We start from the raw sequence: 17,461 nt of genomic DNA on the forward strand, positions 1-17,461 counted from the left end.
CTCAAGTGACTGTTGTTAACACCGCGAAACAGATCCTTGACCGTCTCGTGCATCGAGCGTGCCGTGGTGGTTGTGAAATCGATGCTTTCACGACCACCTGTGCACGCTCGATGCGCGAGCGAGAATTTCGACTACCGCTGCGGGACCGCGGTCGGCTTGATGGGCGCCGGCAGGGCCGTGTGCCCCATCAGGTACGTGTCCACCGCGGAGGCCGCCGCGCGACCCTCGGCAATCGCCCACACGATCAGGGACTGGCCCCGACCCATGTCGCCGGCGACGTACACCCCGGGCACCGAGGTGGCGAACTTCGCGTCGCGCCCCACGTTGCCGCGCTCGCTGATTTCGACCTTGAGGTCGGCCAGCAGGCCTTCGCGCTCAGGACCGGTGAACCCCATCGCCAAGAGCACCAGATCCGCAGCCATCTCGAAGTCGCTGCCCTCGACCTTCTCGAACTTGCCGGCCTTCATCTCGACCTCGTAGCCGCGCAGGCCCGTCACCCGGCCGTCTTCGCCGAAGAACTCCTCGGTGTTGACCGAGTACACGCGCTCGCCGCCCTCTTCGTGCGCGGAGGTGACCCGGTACACCAGCGGGTACGTCGGCCACGGCGTCGAATCGGCGCGGGTCTCCGGCGGGCGCGGCATGATCTCGAACTGGTGCACGTGCTCGGCGCCCTGGCGGTGCGCGGTGCCCAGACAGTCGGCGCCGGTGTCACCGCCACCGATGATGACGACCTTCTTGCCCTTGGCCGTGATCGGCGGCTGGTTGTCGTCGTCGACGACGGGATCGCCGAGCTGCACCCGGTTGGCCCAGGGCAGGTACTCCATCGCCTGGTGGATGCCGTCGAGTTCACGCCCGGGGATCGGCAGATCGCGCCGCGCGGTCGCTCCGCCGGCCAGCACCACGGCGTCGAACTGCGAACGCAGTTGTGCCGCAGTGATGTCGACGCCGACGTTCACGCCGGTGCGGAACTGCGTGCCCTCGGCTTCCATCTGCTCGAGGCGCCGGTCGATGTGGCGCTTCTCCATCTTGAACTCGGGGATGCCGTACCGCAGCAGGCCACCGATGCGATCATCGCGTTCGAAGACCGTCACGTCGTGGCCGGCGCGCGTGAGCTGTTGCGCCGCAGCGAGTCCCGCCGGACCCGAGCCGACGACGGCCACCTTCTTGCCCGTCTTTCGATCGGGCGGAAGCGGCACCACCCAGCCCTCGTCGAAGGCCCTGTCGATGATCTCGACCTCGACCTGCTTGATGGTCACCGGATCCTGGTTGATGCCGAGCACGCACGAGCCCTCACACGGCGCCGGGCACAACCGCCCGGTGAACTCGGGGAAGTTGTTGGTGGCGTGCAACCGCTCGATCGCTTCGCGCCACCGGTCGGTGCGGACCAGGTCGTTCCATTCCGGGATCAGGTTGCCCAGCGGGCAGCCGTTGTGGCAGAACGGGATACCGCAGTCCATGCAGCGCGAGGCCTGGATCTGCAGATGGTCGGGAGGGAAATCCTCGTAGACCTCTTTCCAGTCCCGTAGGCGCAGATCGACGGGGCGACGCTGCGGGGTCTCCCGCTGCGTGTATTTCATGAAACCGCGCGGATCAGCCACGTGCAGCCGCCATGATCGCCTCGTTCACATCGTCTCCATTGCGTTCCGCATCGGCGATGGCCTGCAACACGCGCTTGTAATCGCGGGGCATCACCTTGGTGAAGTAGCCGGACTGGGTGTCCCAATCGGCCAGAATCCGTTGTCCGACGGCCGAATCGGTGGCGTCGACGTGCGCGGCGATGATGTCGCGCAGGAACTCGGTGTCCTCGTCGTCGAGGCTCTCCAACGCCACCATCTCGCCGTTCACATTGTCGGCCAGGACGTTGCCCGGGTCGTAGACGTAGCCGACGCCGCCGGACATACCCGCCGCGAAGTTGCGGCCGGTGGGGCCGAGGATGACGACCCGTCCGCCGGTCATGTACTCGCAGCCGTGGTCGCCGACGCCCTCGACGACGGCGTGGGCGCCGGAGTTTCGCACTGCGAACCGTTCACCCACCTGACCGCGCAGGAACATCTGCCCGCTGGTGGCGCCGAACAGAACCACGTTGCCGGCGATGATGTTGTCTTCGGCGACATAGCCCGCCGGCGCGTTCTCCGGTGGGCGCACCACGATGCGGCCGCCGGAAAGGCCCTTGCCGACATAGTCGTTGGCGTCGCCGTAGACACGCAGCGTGATGCCCTTCGGGACGAAGGCGCCGAAGCTGTTGCCCGCCGAGCCCTTGAACGTGATGTCGATCGTGCCGTCCGGAAGACCCTGTCCCCCGTACGCCTTGGTCACCTCGTGGCCGAGCATGGTGCCGACGGTGCGGTTGACGTTGGCGATCGTGGTCGAGAAGCGCACCGGCGCGGAGCCGTCAAGAGCCTCCCGGCACTGCACGATCAGCTGCTGATCGAGCGCCTTGTCCAGCCCATGGTCCTGCCGGGAGCTGCAGTACAGGTCCTGGTTCATGAACGCCGAATCGGGTTCGTGCAGGACCGGAGCCAGATCGAGTTTGTGCGCCTTCCAGTGCTCCGCGGCCTTGGCCGTGTCGAGCGCGCCGACCTGGCCGACCATCTCGTTGACCGTCCGGAAACCCAACTGTGCCATCAATTCCCGGACCTCTTCGGCGATGAACATGAAGAAGTTCTCGACGAACTCGGGCTTGCCGTTGAACCGCTGACGCAGCAGCGGATTCTGGGTGGCCACCCCGACCGGGCAGGTGTCCAGGTGGCAGACCCGCATCATGATGCAGCCCGAGACCACCAGCGGTGCGGTGGCGAAGCCGAACTCCTCGGCGCCGAGCAGCGCCGCGATCACCACATCGCGGCCCGTCTTGAGCTGTCCGTCGACCTGGACCACGATGCGGTCACGAAGTCCGTTGAGCAGCAGGGTCTGCTGCGTCTCGGCCAGGCCCAGTTCCCACGGGGCGCCCGCATGCTTCATCGACGTCAGCGGGGTCGCGCCGGTGCCGCCGTCGTGGCCGGAGATCAGCACCACGTCGGCGTGCGCCTTCGACACGCCTGCGGCGACGGTTCCGACGCCGTTCTCGGACACCAGCTTCACGTGCACCCGCGCCTGCGGGTTCGCGTTCTTCAGATCGTGGATCAGCTGCGCGAGATCCTCGATGGAGTAGATGTCGTGGTGCGGCGGCGGCGAGATCAATCCCACGCCGGGCGTGGAGTGCCGCACCTCGGCCACCCACGGGTACACCTTGTGTCCCGGAAGTTGGCCGCCCTCACCGGGTTTCGCACCCTGAGCCATCTTGATCTGGATATCGGTGCAGTTGCTCAGGTAGTGCGAGGTGACGCCGAAGCGACCCGAGGCGACCTGCTTGATCGCACTGCGCCGCCAGTCGCCGTTCTCGTCACGGTCGAAGCGGGCGACCGCTTCGCCACCCTCACCCGAGTTGGATCGGCCACCGAGCCGGTTCATCGCGATCGCGAGCGTCTCGTGTGCCTCGGCCGAGATGGAGCCGTAGCTCATCGCTCCGGTGGAGAACCGCTTGACGATCTCGCTGGCCGGCTCGACCTCGTCCACCGGGATCGAGGGGCGCTGACCCGCACGGAATTTCAGGAGACCGCGCAGCGATGCCATCCGCTCGCTCTGGTCGTCGACCAGCTTGGTGTACTCCTTGAACACCTCGTACTGACCTGTGCGCGTGGAGTGTTGGAGCTTGAACACCGTGTCCGGGTTGAACAGGTGGTACTCACCTTCCCGGCGCCACTGGTACTCGCCGCCCACTTCGAGTTCGCGGTGCGCCCACTCGTCGGGGCGGTCCAGGTACGCGAGGGAATGGCGCGCGGAGACGTCGCTCGCGATGTCGTCGAGATCGATGCCCCCGACCGGACAGGACAGCCCGGTGAAGTACTCGTCGAGCAGCTTCTCGCTGATGCCGATGGCCTGGAACAGCTGCGCTCCGGTGTAGGACGCCAGGGTGGAGATGCCCATCTTCGACATCACCTTCAGCACGCCCTTGCCGGCGGCCTTGACGTAGTTGGCCTTCGCCTGGTCACTGCTGATGCCGCTGATGACGCCGCGGTCGACCATGTCCTCGATCGACTCGAACGCCATGTACGGGTTGATCGCGGCGGCGCCGAAGCCCACCAGGCATGCCATGTGGTGCACTTCGCGGGCATCGCCGGCTTCGACGACGAGACCCACCTTGGTGCGGGTCCGGTCGCGGACGAGGTGGTGGTGCACCGCCGCGACGGACAGCAGCGACGGGATCGGCGCCATCTGCTCGTTGGACTCGCGGTCGGAGAGCACGATGATGCGCGCGCCGTCGCGGATCGCGGCCGACACCTTGGCGCGAACGTTGTCCAGCGCTTCCTTGAGCCCGCGGCCGCCACGGTTGACCGGGTAGAGGCAGCGGATCACCGCGGCGCGCATGCCGTGCTTGTGGCCGCGGATCTCGTGGTCGGGGTCGACGCAGATCAGCTTGGACAGCTCGGCGTTGCGAAGGATCGGCTGCGACAGCGCGATCTGACGGCACGACTCGGCGTCGGGATTGAGCAGGTCGCCCTCGGGTCCGACTGTGCCCGCGAGGCTGGTGACCACCTCTTCCCGGATGGCGTCCAACGGCGGGTTGGTGACCTGCGCGAACAGCTGCTGGAAGTAGTCGAACAGCACGCGAGGCCGCGAGGAGAGCACCGCGATGGGCGTGTCGGTGCCCATCGATCCGAGCGCTTCGGCGCCGGTGCGGGCCATCGGCGCGACCAGCATGTTGAGCTCTTCGTAGGTGTAGCCGAAGATCTGCTGGCGCAGCACCACGCGGTGGTGCGGCATACGCACGTAGTCACCGGGCGGCAGCTCCTCGAGCTGGAACAGGCCGGCGTCGAGCCACTCCTGGTACGGCTGCTCGGCGGCCAGCTCGGCCTTGATCTCCTCGTCGTCGACGATGCGGCCCTGCGCGGTGTCGACGAGGAACATGCGGCCGGGCTGCAGACGCATCTTCTGTACGACGGTGGCGGGGTCGACATCGAGGACGCCGGCCTCGGAGGCCATCACGACGAGCCCGTCGCTGGTCACCCAGATCCGCGACGGACGCAGTCCGTTGCGGTCCAGGACCGCACCGATCACGGTGCCGTCGGTGAAGCAGACCGCCGCGGGGCCGTCCCAGGGTTCCATCAGCGAGGCGTGGTACTGGTAAAACGCCCGGCGGGCCGGGTCCATCGACTCGTGACGCTCCCAGGCCTCCGGGATCATCATCAGCACCGCGTGCGGCAGGCTGCGGCCGCCGAGGTGCAGCAGCTCGAGCACCTCGTCGAAGCGGGCGGTGTCGGACGCGCCGGGGGTACAGACGGGCACGATCTTGTCCAGGTCCTGGCCCGAACCGAACACGTCGGTGTTGATCAGCGCTTCGCGGGCGCGCATCCAGTTCTCGTTGCCGGTGACGGTGTTGATCTCGCCGTTGTGGGCGACGCGCCGGAACGGGTGCGCCAGCGGCCACGACGGGAACGTGTTCGTCGAGAACCGGGAGTGCACGATGCCGAGGGCGCTGGTGAGGCGCTCGTCCTGCAGGTCCAGGTAGAACGCCTTGAGCTGCGGGGTGGTCAGCATGCCCTTGTAGACGAAGGTCTGGCCGGACAGGCTCGGGAAATAGACGGTCTCGCGGCCGGGGCCGTCCTGGCCCGGGCCCTTGGTGCCGAGTTCGTGCTCGGCGCGTTTGCGCACCACGTAGGCGCGACGTTCCAGGTCCATTCCGGAGGCGCCGGCGAGGAACACCTGGCGGAAGGTCGGCATGGCATCGCGCGCCAGCGCACCCAGCGACGACTCGTCGGTCGGGACGTCGCGCCAGCCGAGCACCTGCAGGCCCTCGGCCTCGGCGATCTTGCCGACGGATTCGCATGCCGTCGCGGCGTCCTTGGACGACTGCGGCAGGAACGCGATGCCGGTGGCGTAGCTGCCCGGCTCGGGCAGGTCGAACTCGACGACCGCCTGGAAGTACTCGTGGGGGACCTGCAGCAGGATGCCTGCGCCGTCGCCGGTGTTCGGTTCGGCGCCCTGAGCGCCGCGGTGTTCGAGGTTGAGCAGCGCCGTGATGGCCTTTTCGACGATGTCGCGGCTGCGGCGGCCGTGCATATCCGCCACCATGGCCACGCCACACGCATCGTGTTCGAATGCGGGGTTGTACAGGCCCTGAGGACTGGGCGCCATTCCCACCTACCTTATTTCTTCAGACACCTCGGCGCGAGAACGTTAGCCGGGGCGGCGGCGGAGGGGCCTTCGTGCAGCACTGAACGCCGGCCCTTTTTCCACGCGCCACAAGTGCTCAAAACGATATGACAAAGGGCCCCTGACATGCCAACTTAGTGGACCCTAACGACGCCCGGCCGGCGGGGCGCCGACGTCCCGCCCCCACTGCCAGGTCACAGACGAATAACGTTGCCATGGAGGGTCTTTCACCCTGGCAACGATCAGGCACCCCAAATGAGAGCCACGTCACACTTGATCAATGCGGTCGTCATATGTTTGCCACAGACTTCGCATCAGATCGTGACGTGCGGGTTACGCCCCTGTGGCGTTTGCTCAAAGCCTGGCGAGATTCTTAGAGTTGCCATCCTGACGGCTGACAGTCCTTTCCCGAGCGCAGGAGCGCCACTCGCTAGACCAAACACATTGTGCCGCAGAGCAATCGACGTCAACGGTGACCCCACCGCCGAGCCGGTGCGGCATACCGGTCAGGCTGGCTGGGTGCGCTACCCGCTGAATCACCCTCTCGGACGCTTCGGGATCGAGACCGATGACCGCGATCCCGACCTGGCGACAGCGTCCGTTCCGACCGCCGGTCTGGTCAATCCACTCACCGGGTTGCCCACCATCGCGCCGCTGGCGATGCTGGTCGACCATGTCGCCGGCGCGGCCAATCACGTCCGGCGCGGGACGGACGAGTGGACGGTGTCCAGCGAGTTGGCGCTGGAGGTGGCGCCGGGCGCGCTCGAGGCAATCGCGGCTGCGCCCGATCGACCGGTGCTGGGCGTCGCACGCGCCATGGGGCCCAAGGGCAGTACCGCGTTGGCGCTCTGCGAGCTGTCGGTCGACGGTATCGCGATCGCGACGGCAACCGTCCGGTCCTTCTACATCCCCGCACCGACCGAACTCGTCACGTGGCCCGACGACGACGCAGATGCGCCGGTGGTCGGATCGAAGCTCGCGGACCGGATGGCCGTCGAGGTCGGCGAGACCGGCGGTGCGGCGGCCGTGTTGGTCCAACGCGACGATCGCGCCGTACAACGGCGTGGGGGCGGTCCACGGCGGGGTGTCCTCGATGGGGCTCGAACTCGTCGGCTCGGCGGCGCTGAACAGTGGTCCCGACGCCGAGTTCGTCACTGGTTCGCTGCGGGTCAACTTCTTCCGTCCGATGCACGGCGGCGCCGGCGCGCACTACAGCGCGACACCCGTCCGAATGGGCCGGCGCACCGCCACGGCGGACGTCGTCGCAGTCGGTTCCGACGGCCGTCCGGCCCTGGTGTGGCGGTTGACCGCCTACCGCTGATCGTGATGAATCCTTCGTTTCCATAACGCAACGGTTCGGATACGGCGTGCGCCGAGAACGCCGTGGTCGTGTCACCGTGGAGCCCACATCAATGGGAAGAGGGGTCCGCGATGCGCTCACCGACGATGCTGCATCGGCTCGCAGCCGAATTCATCGGGACGTTCTGGTTGGTGTTCGGCGGCTGTGGCAGCGCTGTCTTCGCCGCCAAATTCCTCGCCGGAGACGGCGTGTCGCTCGGGATCGGGTTCGTCGGCGTCTCACTGGCCTTCGGCCTGACGGTGCTGACCGGTGTCTACGCGTTCGGAACGATCTCGGGCGGCCACTTCAACCCAGCCGTCACGCTCGGTGCCGCCTTGGCCAAACGCGTCGAATGGAAGGCCGTACCCGGCTATTGGGTCACGCAGGTGATCGCCGGGCTGGTCGCCGGCGCCGTGATCTACGTGATCGCCAAAGGACGCGACGGCTTCACCGCGACCGGCAGCATGGCGGCCAACGGCTACGGCACGCACTCACCCGGGGGATATTCACTGGTGGCGGTCATCATCGCCGAGGTGTTGCTGACCTTCATCTTCTTGTTGGTGATCCTCGGGTCCACCGACGATCGTGCCCCGAAAGGCTTCGCCGGCCTGTCCATCGGGCTGACGTTGACGCTGATTCACCTGATCTCGATCCCGATTTCCAACACCTCGGTGAATCCCGCGCGATCAACCGGTGTGGCGTTCTTCAACGGTGACGGCGCACCGGCACAACTCTGGGTGTTCTGGGTTGCGCCGCTCATCGGCGCCGCGATCGCCGGTATCGCCTATCCGTATCTGTTCGGTACCGCCGAGGAACTCGCCGATCGCCCTGTCCGCGACGACGCGCTCCCCGGCGGCACCCCAGATCACGGGGGAAACTGAGGCGGTCAGGCGCTCTTGGCGGCGTCCGCGGCGTCCTTCTCGGTCTTCTTGCCCTCAGTGGCCAACTGACCGCCGGAGTTCTCCAGGTGCGCCCGGACGAACCACTGGAACTTCTCCAGTTCGCCGGCGTGGCCGATCAGCATGTCCTCGGTGACCGGGTCGAGCTCTCCGGACCGCTCGATGCTCTTCCGCGTGTCCTCGATGACGCCGGTGTAGACCAGGTCGAGGGCGGCCAGGTGCGCCTGCACCGTGTCGCGACCCACCGAGTAGTCGTCCCAGGTGCGGTCCTTCTGGATGGCCCCGGGGGTGCCCTGCGGCGACGCCCCGAGAGCAGCGATGCGCTCGGCGACCTCGTCGGCGTATCCGCGCACCAGGTCGACCTGCGGGTCGATCATCTCGTGAACCCCGATGAAGTTGGGGCCCACCACATTCCAGTGCACGTGCTTGAGGGTCAGGTGCAGATCGTTGTAACGGCTCAACGCCTTCTGCAGCAACTCTGCGACCTCGGCGCCCGCCTTGTCGGACAGTCCAGGCACGGTGAACGTAGTCATGTAACAGCTCCTTCGTATGTCCCGCTCCGTGTACCCGGGCCGTCGGCGCGATAATCGTCTGCGCTCGACGTCACAGTTCGGCAAGATTCGGGATGGCCGCCCGCGGCCCGAAGCGCGGATTCACCGCGAGCCCACTGGCTTCCAGCAATCGGACGGCCCGTTGCCGATGCGGCGACAGAGGCGCGAGCAGCACCACCATCTCGTCGTCGTCGATCGGATGGCCGAGCAGACTCCAGCCCACCATCGTCGACAGGTGATAGTCCCCGATCGACAGGGCGTCGGCGTCGCCGAACGCCCGCTGGGCCACTTCGGCCGCCGTCCAGACACCCACCCCGGGCAGCGACATCATCGCGGTGCGCGCCGCTTCGCACGACCGCCGGACCAACCGTTCGAGGGCATCGGCGCGCTGCACGCACCCGATCACCGTCCGGGCCCGGCCGGGATCGACGTTGGCGAGGTGGAAGTCCCAGGACGGCACGCGCCGCCACACCTCGGCCGAGGGCGGCACACGCATGTGTGCAGGCGCTGGGCCGGGGGCGGGGGCGCCGTACTTGGTCACCAGCTGGCGCCATGCGCGCCGGGCGTCCTTGCCGTACACCCGCTGCTCCAGGATCGCCGGCACGAGCGCCTCGAGCACGCGTCCCGTCCGGCCCAGTCGCAGGTGCGGCACGCGTCGGTGGGCGCGCGCGATCGTCGGCTCCTGCGGGTCGAACCCACGCACGTCGTCGTCGGCGCCGAGCAGGGCGGGCAGCGCGTCCGTGAACTCCGCGGCGCCGGGCCCCCACGCTTCGCACCCGACGGTGTCGACGGCGGCCCGGGTGATCCGTGCGGTCACCGCACCACTGGCCAGCAGGCTGGTCCGCCAGATCGCGCCGTCGGGGGCGTCGTGGTAGCACGGGTCGGCCCGCCCGCGGCGCAGCGGTGACAGTGTCAGCGCCGGGCTCGCGGGTCCGGGGAACGTGACACTGGCGGTCCGGCTCTCCGGCATCCGCTAGGGCTCCACCGCGATGTCGGCCTTGTTCGGGTAGAACGCGACGTGCCCGGCGATCTCGGCGACCGCGGGGTAGGGCTCCGCATAGGTCCACACCGCGTCGGCGACGGTCTCGGCCCCGGTTCTGACGTCGTAGTAGCCGGCGTCACCCTTGAACGGGCAGTAGGTGCTGGTGTCACTGCGCCGAAGGCGATCGGCTACCACATCTGACATCGGAATGTATTGCACCGCTGGGTAATTGGATTCTTGCAGCGTGAGCGCGTCATGTGTGTCGGCAATCACCTCTCCGCCGACGCGGACGACGACTCGGCGTCCGGTCGGCGTCACGGTGATCGGGTGTTCGCTCGTCGGTTCGAGCACAGGGCGGTCGGTCATCACTCCATTGAACGCCTCGGGGCCGATCAGTGCGGCCGGCCGGCGATCTTGTCCGCCACGACGGCGATCGGTGACGTCGTGGTGCGGCCCCGCGCCTCGTGCCAATCGGCGGCCTTGTACGCCAGGTACATGCCTCGCACCCCGAGCCACCGCAGCGGTTCGGGCTCCCACTGCGCCGACCGGTGACCCACCCACGGCAGCTCGGTCAGCGGCGTGGCACGGCCGAGCACCAGATCGACCAGCGTGCGGCCGGCCAGGTTGGTCGCGGTGACGCCGTGGCCCACGTAGCCACCCGCCCAGCCCAACCCGCTGGCTCGGTCGAAATCGACGGTCGCCTCCCAGTCGCGCGGCACCGCGAGCACGCCGCACCAGCCGTGCGCGATGCCGATGTCGGACACCTGCGGCAGCACCGTGCGCAGCGCGGCGGTCAATGCGGTGATGGTGCGCTCGGGTACCCGGCCGTCCCGATCGGTGCGGGAACCGAACCGGTATGGGACGCTGCGCCCCCCGATCGCGATGCGGTCGTCGACGGTGCGTTGCGCGTAGAAGAAGCCGTGTGCGGTGTCGCCGAGCGTTTCCCTGCCCTGCCAACCGATGGCGTCCCACACGTGCGCGGGGATCGGATCGGTCGCGATCATCGAGCTGTTCATCGGCAGCCAGCGACGCTTCAGTCCGGGCAGACCCGCGGTGAATCCTTCGGTGGCGCGCAACACGATTGGGGCGGTGACGGTGCCGCGCGGGGTGACCGCGCGCCCGGGCGCGATCTCGACCACCGGCGAGCGCTCGTAGATGTCGACGCCGAGCGCGGCGACGGTATCGGCCAATCCGCGCACCAGCTGCGCCGGCTGAATTCGGGCGCAGTGCGGGTTGTGGTAGGCCGCCACCACGTCGCTGAGCTGAATCCGTTGCCGCGCTTCGTCTCTGGAGAGCTCTTCGATACCGTCGACCTGCCAGCGTCGCTCTGCGGCCGCGGCGTCCGCCAGCCGAGCTGCCTGCGCCCGGTTACGTGCGATCTCCAGCGTCCCGCCCTTGACGATGCCCGCGTCGATGCCCTCTCTCTCGGCGATGTCGATGACCTCGTCGACGGCCTCGTTGAGAGCTCGCTGCCAGGCGACCACACCGTCGCGGCCGTACTGCCGCGCCATCCGCTCACGATCGCCGGGCACGAGACCCGACAGCCAGCCGCCGTTGCGCCCGGATGCCCCGAATCCCGCGAACCGGGCCTCCAGCACCACGATGCGCAGGCTCGGATCGGCCTTCTTCAGGTAGTACGCCGTCCACAAGCCCGTGTAGCCGGCGCCGACGATGCAGACGTCGGCGTCGCGACTACCCGGCAGAAACGACCGCGGAGTGGGCAGCCCGTCGTACCAGTGCGAGATGTAACCGTTGAGCACCGACAGATTTTCGCAGGACCTACCGCTTCGCGGAGCGCAGGCTGACCCAGAACCTCGCGGCCTCCCGAATCGACTCCTCGACGGGTCGGGGCTGCCACCCCAGCTCACGCTTGGCCTTGCTGCAGTCGACGGGGGCTTCGGCGCGCATCAGTCGCACGGAATCGAGCGAGAGGCGCTCGTCGGTTCCGGTGAGCCGTGCCTTCAGGCTGCCCACCGCCGCCATCGCATAGGTCAGCGGTAGCGGGACCGTCCGGCTCGGCGCCGGGACCCCGACCGCCTCGGCGGCGATCCGCACCACCTCGGCGTTGGAGATCATCTTGTCCGAGATCAGATAGCGCTCGCCGACGCGGCTCTTCTCGGCGGCGAGCAGCAGGGCGGCCGCGGCGTCGTCGATGCCCACGGCCTCCAACTCGATGCTGCCCAGCACGAACGGCAGCTTGCCGAACGCGGCGCCGGCGATGATCGCGCCGTGCGGGGTGCGCCCCCAGTCCCCCGCGCCATAGGTGGTGGACACGCACATCGCCACCGCAGGCAGTCCGCGGGTGCGCGCGTACTCCAGCACGAGCCGCTCGGCCTGCACGCGCGATTGCACATACGGGGTCAGCGAGCGCTCGTCGGTGATCACGTCGTCCTCGGTCGCCGTGTGACCGCGCCGTCGGGCGACGGCTGCGTACGTGCTGGTGAAGACGAACTTCTTCAGACCGGCGGCGATCGCCGGTTCAACCGCGACGTCCAGCACATGACGGGTGCCCTCGACGTTGGTGCGGAACAGCGGCGCCGGATCGCGCAGCCAGCCGCGGGTGTCGACGACGCAGTAGTAGACGACGTCGCATCCCGTCATGGCCGCGCGCAGCACCTCGCCGTCGAAGATGTCGCCGACGAAACGGGTCACCGTGAGGTCATCGATACCTATCGTGTTGGCCCCATCCCTCACCATCACGCGCACGTCCTCGCCGGCGTCGACCAGCTGCCGGGTCACGTGGCTACCGAGGTAGCCGTTGGCCCCGATCACCAACGCACTCATCGGGTCACCTTCGCCATCCACTCGGCGGCCTCGTCGGGCAGGGTGCCGAGTTCCTGGGCCTTGCGGCACCACTTCACGGTCGCCTTGACGAAGCGCAGCGGGTTGTAGATGTCTTCCTGCCGGCACCACCTGCCGTCACCGGCGTAGGTGACGATCGAGATGTTCGTCGCGCTGATGATCGTGCCGTCGCCGGGATCGCGCATCGGGTTGTCGAGCTCGCAGATCACCCGTCCGGTGTCCTCGTCGAACACCTTCCACAGCGCCGGAAACGACGTCATGTAGCTGCCGGGGAACGTCTCCATGGTGTTCCAGATCCAGGGCCGTACCTCCTCGCGGCCGCGCATCGTGCCTGCTGCGTGCTCGATGTAGAGCACGTCATCGGTGTACTGGGCGACCCAGGGATCCCAGTCGCGCGTGCTCGCCGCACGGTCGACCGTCTGCTCGAACACCGCGAACGCTTCGACCAACTCGTCGCGACTGAAAGTGCTACCCGTCACACCCAGAACTAGAACACGTTCTACCTGGTCTTGTCGACCGGTCGTATCGTCCTTGCCGTGAAGACGTTGCTCGCGACGACCGTCGGGGTCATCGTCGCGCTCGCAACCGCTCCACCCGCCCTCGCGCAGGACTTCGCCGGGCTGATCGACATCGGCAACGGCCGCAGCCTCTACCTGAACTGCCAGGGCACGGGCTCGCCCACCGTCTTCGTCATTCCCGGCATGGGCAGCTACGCCCAGGCATGGAACGCGTCGATCGCGCCGAACGACCCGATTCGCTTTCAGCGCTACGACCTCGTCGACGAGGCCGTGATCGACTACCCCACCGACCTCGCGACGCAGCCGATCGTCGCGCGCACGACGCGCATCTGCTCCTACGACAGACCCGACACCCGGCCCGACGGCCCGGATCGGTCGACCCCTGTCGCGCAGCCGCACACCGTCGCGCAGGACGTCGACGACGTCGTCGCACTCATCACCGCAGCGCAGCTCCCGACCCCGATGGTGTTCGTCGCCCACTCCTACGGCGGCCTGGTGCTCGACCTGCTGGCACGGCAGCATCCCGAACTCGTCAGCGGACTGCTGTTCTCCGAGCCGACGTCGGAATTCCTGATGAGCGTCGGTCGGCCCGACCAGAACGACGCGTTCGACGCCGACGGACGCACCAAGCCGCCGGGAGAGGAAGCGATCCTGCCGTACGACGCGTTCGCGACGATCGCGGCGGCACCTCCGCTGCCACGCGTCCCCGCGATCGTGCTGAGCGCCGACAAGTTCGCCGCGCCGAAGAACCTGAAGCCGGACAACTACACCCAAGCCCAGGTCCATCAGGCGAACGACATGTTGGCGGCCGCGCTCGGCACCACCAACGTCATCGTGCCGGGGACCGGACACAACCAGATGCTGTACCAGCCACAGGCCGTCGCTGACGAGATCGTGACGCTGGTCGACGAGGTCCGTGACGGGAACTAACCGAGGGACATTCGAGGTTGTAGAAGTGCCAACCCGAGGAGGTTCCGTGACACAGACCTACAACAGGAATCCCGACGCGATCGGCGCGCTGTCGCCCGAGCAGTACCACGTCACCCAGCAGAACGGCACCGAACGTCCCTTCACCGGCGAGTACTGGGACAACCACGAACCCGGTCTCTACGTCGACGTGGTGTCCGGTGAGCCGCTATTCGCATCGGTCGACAAGTTCGAGAGTGGCTCGGGATGGCCGAGCTTCACCCGGCCGGTCGACGCCGAGAACGTCATCCGCAAGCGCGACTTCTCGCATCTCATGATGCGCACCGAGGTCCGCTCCGCCCACGGCGACAGCCACCTCGGACACGTCTTCACCGACGGTCCGCGCGAGGCGGGCGGCCTGCGGTACTGCATCAACTCCGCGGCGTTGCGCTTCGTCCACCTCGACGACCTCGAGGCTCAGGGCTATGGGCAGTACCGTGAATTGTTCACCGAATCCACCGTCACCGAATCCGAGGAGGAGCGCGCATGAGTGACTACAAGCGGGCCGTGCTGGCCGGCGGCTGCTTCTGGGGCATGCAGGATCTGATTCGCCGCCAGCCGGGCGTGGTGTCCACCCGCGTCGGTTACACCGGCGGGCAGAACGACCACCCCACCTATCGCAACCACCCGGGGCACGCCGAGGCCGTCGAGATCGTCTACGACCCGGCCGAGACCGACTACCGGGCGCTGCTCGAGTTCTTCTTCCAGATCCACGATCCGACGACGAAGAACCGGCAGGGCAACGACGTCGGCTCCAGCTACCGCTCGGAGATCTTCTACGTCGACGACGAACAGCGCGAGGTCGCGCTCGACACGATCGCCGACGTCGACGCCTCCGGCCTGTGGCCGGGCAAGGTCGTCACCGAGGTCAGCCCCGCACCGGACTTCTGGGAGGCCGAGCCGGAGCATCAGGACTACCTGCTGCACTACCCCAACGGGTACACCTGCCACTTCCCGCGGCCGGGCTGGAAGCTGCCGAAGCGCACGCAGGTGTAGCTAGCGGCGGTGGTCTAATTCGCCTGGCGGCGGTGGTCTAATTCGCCTGGCGGCGGTGGTCTAATTCGCCTGGCGGCGGTGGTCTAATTCGCCTGGCGGCGGTGCACCACGATGCGCCCGCCCAGCTTCGGCGTATGCGCGACCCCGCGGAAGTGCTGCTTCTCCGCGGGCTCCGTCGTCGGCTCGATGGTGAAGTGGCGCAACACCGTTCGTAGCACGACGTCCATTTCCACGTTGGCGAAGGTGGCCCCGACACAGCGTCGGGTGCCACCGCCATACGGGATGTGGGCGAACGTGGAGGGCCGCTGACCGACGAAGCGTTCCGGATCGAACCGCAGAGGCTCCGGGAAATCTTCGTCCCGGCGGTGCATCTGGGCGATCGCCACGAGGATCGAATAGCCGTGCGGAATCACCCAGTCCCCGAGCTCGAACGACGGCGCATAGACGTGCCGACCCGCGAAATCGATGATCGTGCGGGTGCGCTGCACCTCGAGGATCGCTGCCTGACGGTAGGTGTTGTCGTCGCTGTCGACTTCAGCGGCGAGCCTGTCGAGCACCTCCGGGTGACGGCTGAGCCTCTCGAAGGCCCACCCGAGCGTTGCCGCCGTGGTCTCGTGCCCGGCGGCCAGCAACGTGAGTAGTTCGTCGCCGACATCCTCACGCGACATCGACGAACCGTCGTCGTATGTGCTGCGCAACAACAGCGACAGCACGTCATCGCGGGAGTCGAGGTCCGGATCGGCCGCCACGGCATCGATCAGCCGCCCGATGATCTCGTCGTAGGTGGTGCGATAGGCAGCCAGCCTGCCCCACGGGGTGAACCGGCCGTAGGTGTGGGAGGGCATCGGCAGCACCGCCAGCCGCGATCCGAGCGTGACCCAGGGCGGGATGCTGCGTCGTAACTCGTCCAGGTGTGCGCCGTCGGCGCCGAAGACGGCCCGCAGGATGACGTTGAGGGTGATCCGCATCATCGGCTCGAGCGTCTCGAACGGCGAACCCTCCGGCCACGTCTGGATCTCGCGCAGGGTCTCCTCTTCGAAGATCCGCTCGTAGTTCTTGATGCTCTTGCCGTGCAGCGGCGGGGTCAGCAGCTTGCGGCGCAGACGGTGATCGGTGCCGTCGAGAGCGAACACCGAACCAGGACCGAGCACGCGGGACAGGTTGGGCGAGATGTTGCCCACGTCATCAGGATTGGCCATGAACACCTGCTTGGCGAGCACCGGATCGGCCACGATCACGGATTCACCGAACACCGGGAGACTCAGCGTGAACACCTCACCGCACCGGCGGGTGGCCTGACGGATCGTCCACTTGCGGGCGAACGAGAATCCGAGTCCCTGCAGCGCATGCGGGATACCGGGACCAGGCGGCAGACGATCACTCTTGGTACTGCTGTGTACCACAGTCATGTCCGGTACGGTACCGCTTGGTACCAGCGGACCGCAAGAGGTGGAGATGACCGAGAGCGCAGTGCCGACATCGGACCGGTTGCTCGACGGACTGACCGCGTCGATAGGGGAACGGGGCTACCGCGACACCACCGTCGCCGACATCGTCCGGTACGCACGGACGTCGAAACGCACCTTCTACGAGCACTTCGCCGGCAAAGAGCAGTGCCTGATCGAACTGCTGCGACGCAACAACGCCGACCTCATCGCCGGCATCCGCGCCGCTGTTGCGCCAGAAGATGATTGGCAGTCACAGATCAGGCAGGCCGTGGACGCGTACGTGTCCCATATCGGTGCGCGCCCCGCGATCACGCTGTGCTGGATTCGAGAGGCTCCCGCGCTGGGTGCCGTTGCGCGGCCGCTGCACCGGCAGGTGATGGGCGATCTCACCGAGTTGTTGACGACGCTGACGGCCAGCCCCGGGTTCGATCGCGCCGGCATGCGTCCGCTGGCGCCCACCACAGCGCTGATCCTCCTCGGCGGATTACGCGAACTGACCGCCTACGTCGTCGAGGATGGCCGCGACGTCGCCGAGATCACCGAGCCGGCACTGGCGGCGGCGGCCGCGCTGGTCGGCGGCTGACGCCTTCCCAGGAAAGTCACCACCCGTTCACCCGCTCAGAACCGCAGCGCCGCAATGTGTTCCGGACTCCCATGTGCGCACCCCGTACCCTTCCGTCCGTCCTGACACCCCTTGATGAAGGCGACGGTATGCACTCGTCCATTGGCAAACCTCTCGTGGCGCTCGTCTCGGCCGCCTGCCTGGCG

Annotated in this window: 15 protein-coding genes; 6 read left to right on the forward strand and 9 right to left on the reverse strand. The window is 67.6% G+C overall.

Annotated features, from left to right (window positions below; all coding sequences use genetic code 11):
- Positions 1-131: 131 nt before the first annotated feature.
- The gene (locus tag ACZ50N_RS25485; RefSeq protein ID WP_046363355.1) at positions 132-1,598 is read right to left on the reverse strand and encodes a glutamate synthase subunit beta; all 1,467 of its coding nucleotides are present in this window, start codon (positions 1,596-1,598) and stop codon (positions 132-134) included.
- Positions 1,591-6,174: a glutamate synthase large subunit gene (gltB, locus tag ACZ50N_RS25490; RefSeq protein WP_464474095.1), complete on the reverse strand. Its 4,584-nt coding sequence runs from the start codon at positions 6,172-6,174 to the stop codon at positions 1,591-1,593. Before gltB ends, ACZ50N_RS25485 begins: the two co-directional genes overlap by 8 nt.
- 1,111 nt (positions 6,175-7,285) lie before the next feature.
- On the opposite strand from gltB, the gene ACZ50N_RS25495 reads away from it, so the two are divergent.
- Positions 7,286-7,513, forward strand: coding sequence for a PaaI family thioesterase (locus ACZ50N_RS25495; RefSeq protein ID WP_464475712.1), 228 nt, complete (start codon positions 7,286-7,288; stop codon positions 7,511-7,513).
- Between the two features lie 110 nt (positions 7,514-7,623).
- Entirely contained in the window at positions 7,624-8,412 is a 789-nt protein-coding gene (gene aqpZ / locus ACZ50N_RS25500) for an aquaporin Z (RefSeq protein ID WP_046363357.1), read from the forward strand.
- A 5-nt stretch (positions 8,413-8,417) separates the two neighbouring features.
- On the opposite strand, the gene ACZ50N_RS25505 is transcribed toward aqpZ, so the two are convergent.
- The 6 genes from ACZ50N_RS25505 to ACZ50N_RS25530 form a co-directional block, all read right to left on the reverse strand.
- A complete protein-coding gene (locus ACZ50N_RS25505) occupies positions 8,418-8,963 on the reverse strand; it encodes a Dps family protein (protein ID WP_046363358.1) in 546 nt (181 codons plus the stop codon).
- 70 nt (positions 8,964-9,033) lie between these two features.
- A complete protein-coding gene (locus ACZ50N_RS25510; protein ID WP_046363359.1) occupies positions 9,034-9,951 on the reverse strand; it encodes a DNA-3-methyladenine glycosylase family protein in 918 nt (305 codons plus the stop codon).
- A 3-nt stretch (positions 9,952-9,954) separates the two neighbouring features.
- On the reverse strand, positions 9,955-10,329 hold the full coding sequence (locus ACZ50N_RS25515; protein ID WP_073684250.1) for a DUF427 domain-containing protein: 375 nt from the start codon (positions 10,327-10,329) through the stop codon (positions 9,955-9,957).
- Between the two features lie 26 nt (positions 10,330-10,355).
- Positions 10,356-11,729, reverse strand: coding sequence for an NAD(P)/FAD-dependent oxidoreductase (locus tag ACZ50N_RS25520; RefSeq protein ID WP_464475713.1), 1,374 nt, complete (start codon positions 11,727-11,729; stop codon positions 10,356-10,358).
- Positions 11,730-11,742: 13 nt separating this feature from the next.
- Entirely contained in the window at positions 11,743-12,747 is a 1,005-nt protein-coding gene (locus tag ACZ50N_RS25525) for an NAD-dependent epimerase/dehydratase family protein (protein WP_464474096.1), read from the reverse strand.
- Positions 12,744-13,244 (reverse strand): nuclear transport factor 2 family protein, encoded by a 501-nt coding sequence (locus ACZ50N_RS25530; RefSeq protein WP_046363362.1) that lies wholly within the window; start codon positions 13,242-13,244, stop codon positions 12,744-12,746. Before ACZ50N_RS25530 ends, ACZ50N_RS25525 begins: the two co-directional genes overlap by 4 nt.
- Before the next feature lie 57 nt (positions 13,245-13,301).
- Here ACZ50N_RS25530 and ACZ50N_RS25535 point away from each other — a divergent pair, with 57 nt between their 5' ends.
- From ACZ50N_RS25535 to msrA, 3 genes are read left to right on the forward strand one after another with little or no spacing between them, the layout of a single operon-like run.
- Positions 13,302-14,213: an alpha/beta fold hydrolase gene (locus ACZ50N_RS25535; RefSeq protein ID WP_464474097.1), complete on the forward strand. Its 912-nt coding sequence runs from the start codon at positions 13,302-13,304 to the stop codon at positions 14,211-14,213.
- A gap of 46 nt (positions 14,214-14,259) precedes the next feature.
- Positions 14,260-14,739 carry a peptide-methionine (R)-S-oxide reductase MsrB gene (msrB, locus tag ACZ50N_RS25540; RefSeq protein ID WP_046363364.1) on the forward strand — a complete coding sequence of 160 codons (480 nt, stop codon included), beginning with the start codon at positions 14,260-14,262 and terminating at the stop codon, positions 14,737-14,739.
- Positions 14,736-15,245 (forward strand): peptide-methionine (S)-S-oxide reductase MsrA, encoded by a 510-nt coding sequence (gene msrA, locus ACZ50N_RS25545; RefSeq protein ID WP_046363365.1) that lies wholly within the window; start codon positions 14,736-14,738, stop codon positions 15,243-15,245. The genes msrB and msrA overlap by 4 nt, the downstream gene beginning before the upstream one ends.
- An 83-nt stretch (positions 15,246-15,328) precedes the next feature.
- Here the strand turns inward: msrA and ACZ50N_RS25550 are convergent, their stop codons facing one another.
- Positions 15,329-16,654, reverse strand: coding sequence for a cytochrome P450 (locus tag ACZ50N_RS25550; protein WP_464474098.1), 1,326 nt, complete (start codon positions 16,652-16,654; stop codon positions 15,329-15,331).
- Between the two features lie 46 nt (positions 16,655-16,700).
- On the opposite strand from ACZ50N_RS25550, the gene ACZ50N_RS25555 reads away from it, so the two are divergent.
- On the forward strand, positions 16,701-17,276 hold the full coding sequence (locus tag ACZ50N_RS25555; RefSeq protein WP_046363381.1) for a TetR/AcrR family transcriptional regulator: 576 nt from the start codon (positions 16,701-16,703) through the stop codon (positions 17,274-17,276).
- Positions 17,277-17,461 lie beyond the last annotated feature (185 nt).

It is taken from the genome of Mycolicibacterium obuense (genome assembly GCF_055397605.1).

Coding starts and splice junctions, on each gene's coding strand:
- gltB (WP_464474095.1), bottom strand. CDS start 6,174: ATGGCGCCCAGTCCTCAGGGCCTGTACAACCCCGCATTCGAACACGAT.
- ACZ50N_RS25495 (WP_464475712.1), top strand. CDS start 7,286: ATGGGGCTCGAACTCGTCGGCTCGGCGGCGCTGAACAGTGGTCCCGAC.
- aqpZ (WP_046363357.1), top strand. CDS start 7,624: ATGCGCTCACCGACGATGCTGCATCGGCTCGCAGCCGAATTCATCGGG.
- msrA (WP_046363365.1), top strand. CDS start 14,736: ATGAGTGACTACAAGCGGGCCGTGCTGGCCGGCGGCTGCTTCTGGGGC.
- ACZ50N_RS25555 (WP_046363381.1), top strand. CDS start 16,701: ATGACCGAGAGCGCAGTGCCGACATCGGACCGGTTGCTCGACGGACTG.
- ACZ50N_RS25525 (WP_464474096.1), bottom strand. CDS start 12,747: ATGAGTGCGTTGGTGATCGGGGCCAACGGCTACCTCGGTAGCCACGTG.
- ACZ50N_RS25515 (WP_073684250.1), bottom strand. CDS start 10,329: ATGACCGACCGCCCTGTGCTCGAACCGACGAGCGAACACCCGATCACC.
- ACZ50N_RS25505 (WP_046363358.1), bottom strand. CDS start 8,963: ATGACTACGTTCACCGTGCCTGGACTGTCCGACAAGGCGGGCGCCGAG.
- ACZ50N_RS25510 (WP_046363359.1), bottom strand. CDS start 9,951: ATGCCGGAGAGCCGGACCGCCAGTGTCACGTTCCCCGGACCCGCGAGC.
- ACZ50N_RS25550 (WP_464474098.1), bottom strand. CDS start 16,654: ATGACTGTGGTACACAGCAGTACCAAGAGTGATCGTCTGCCGCCTGGT.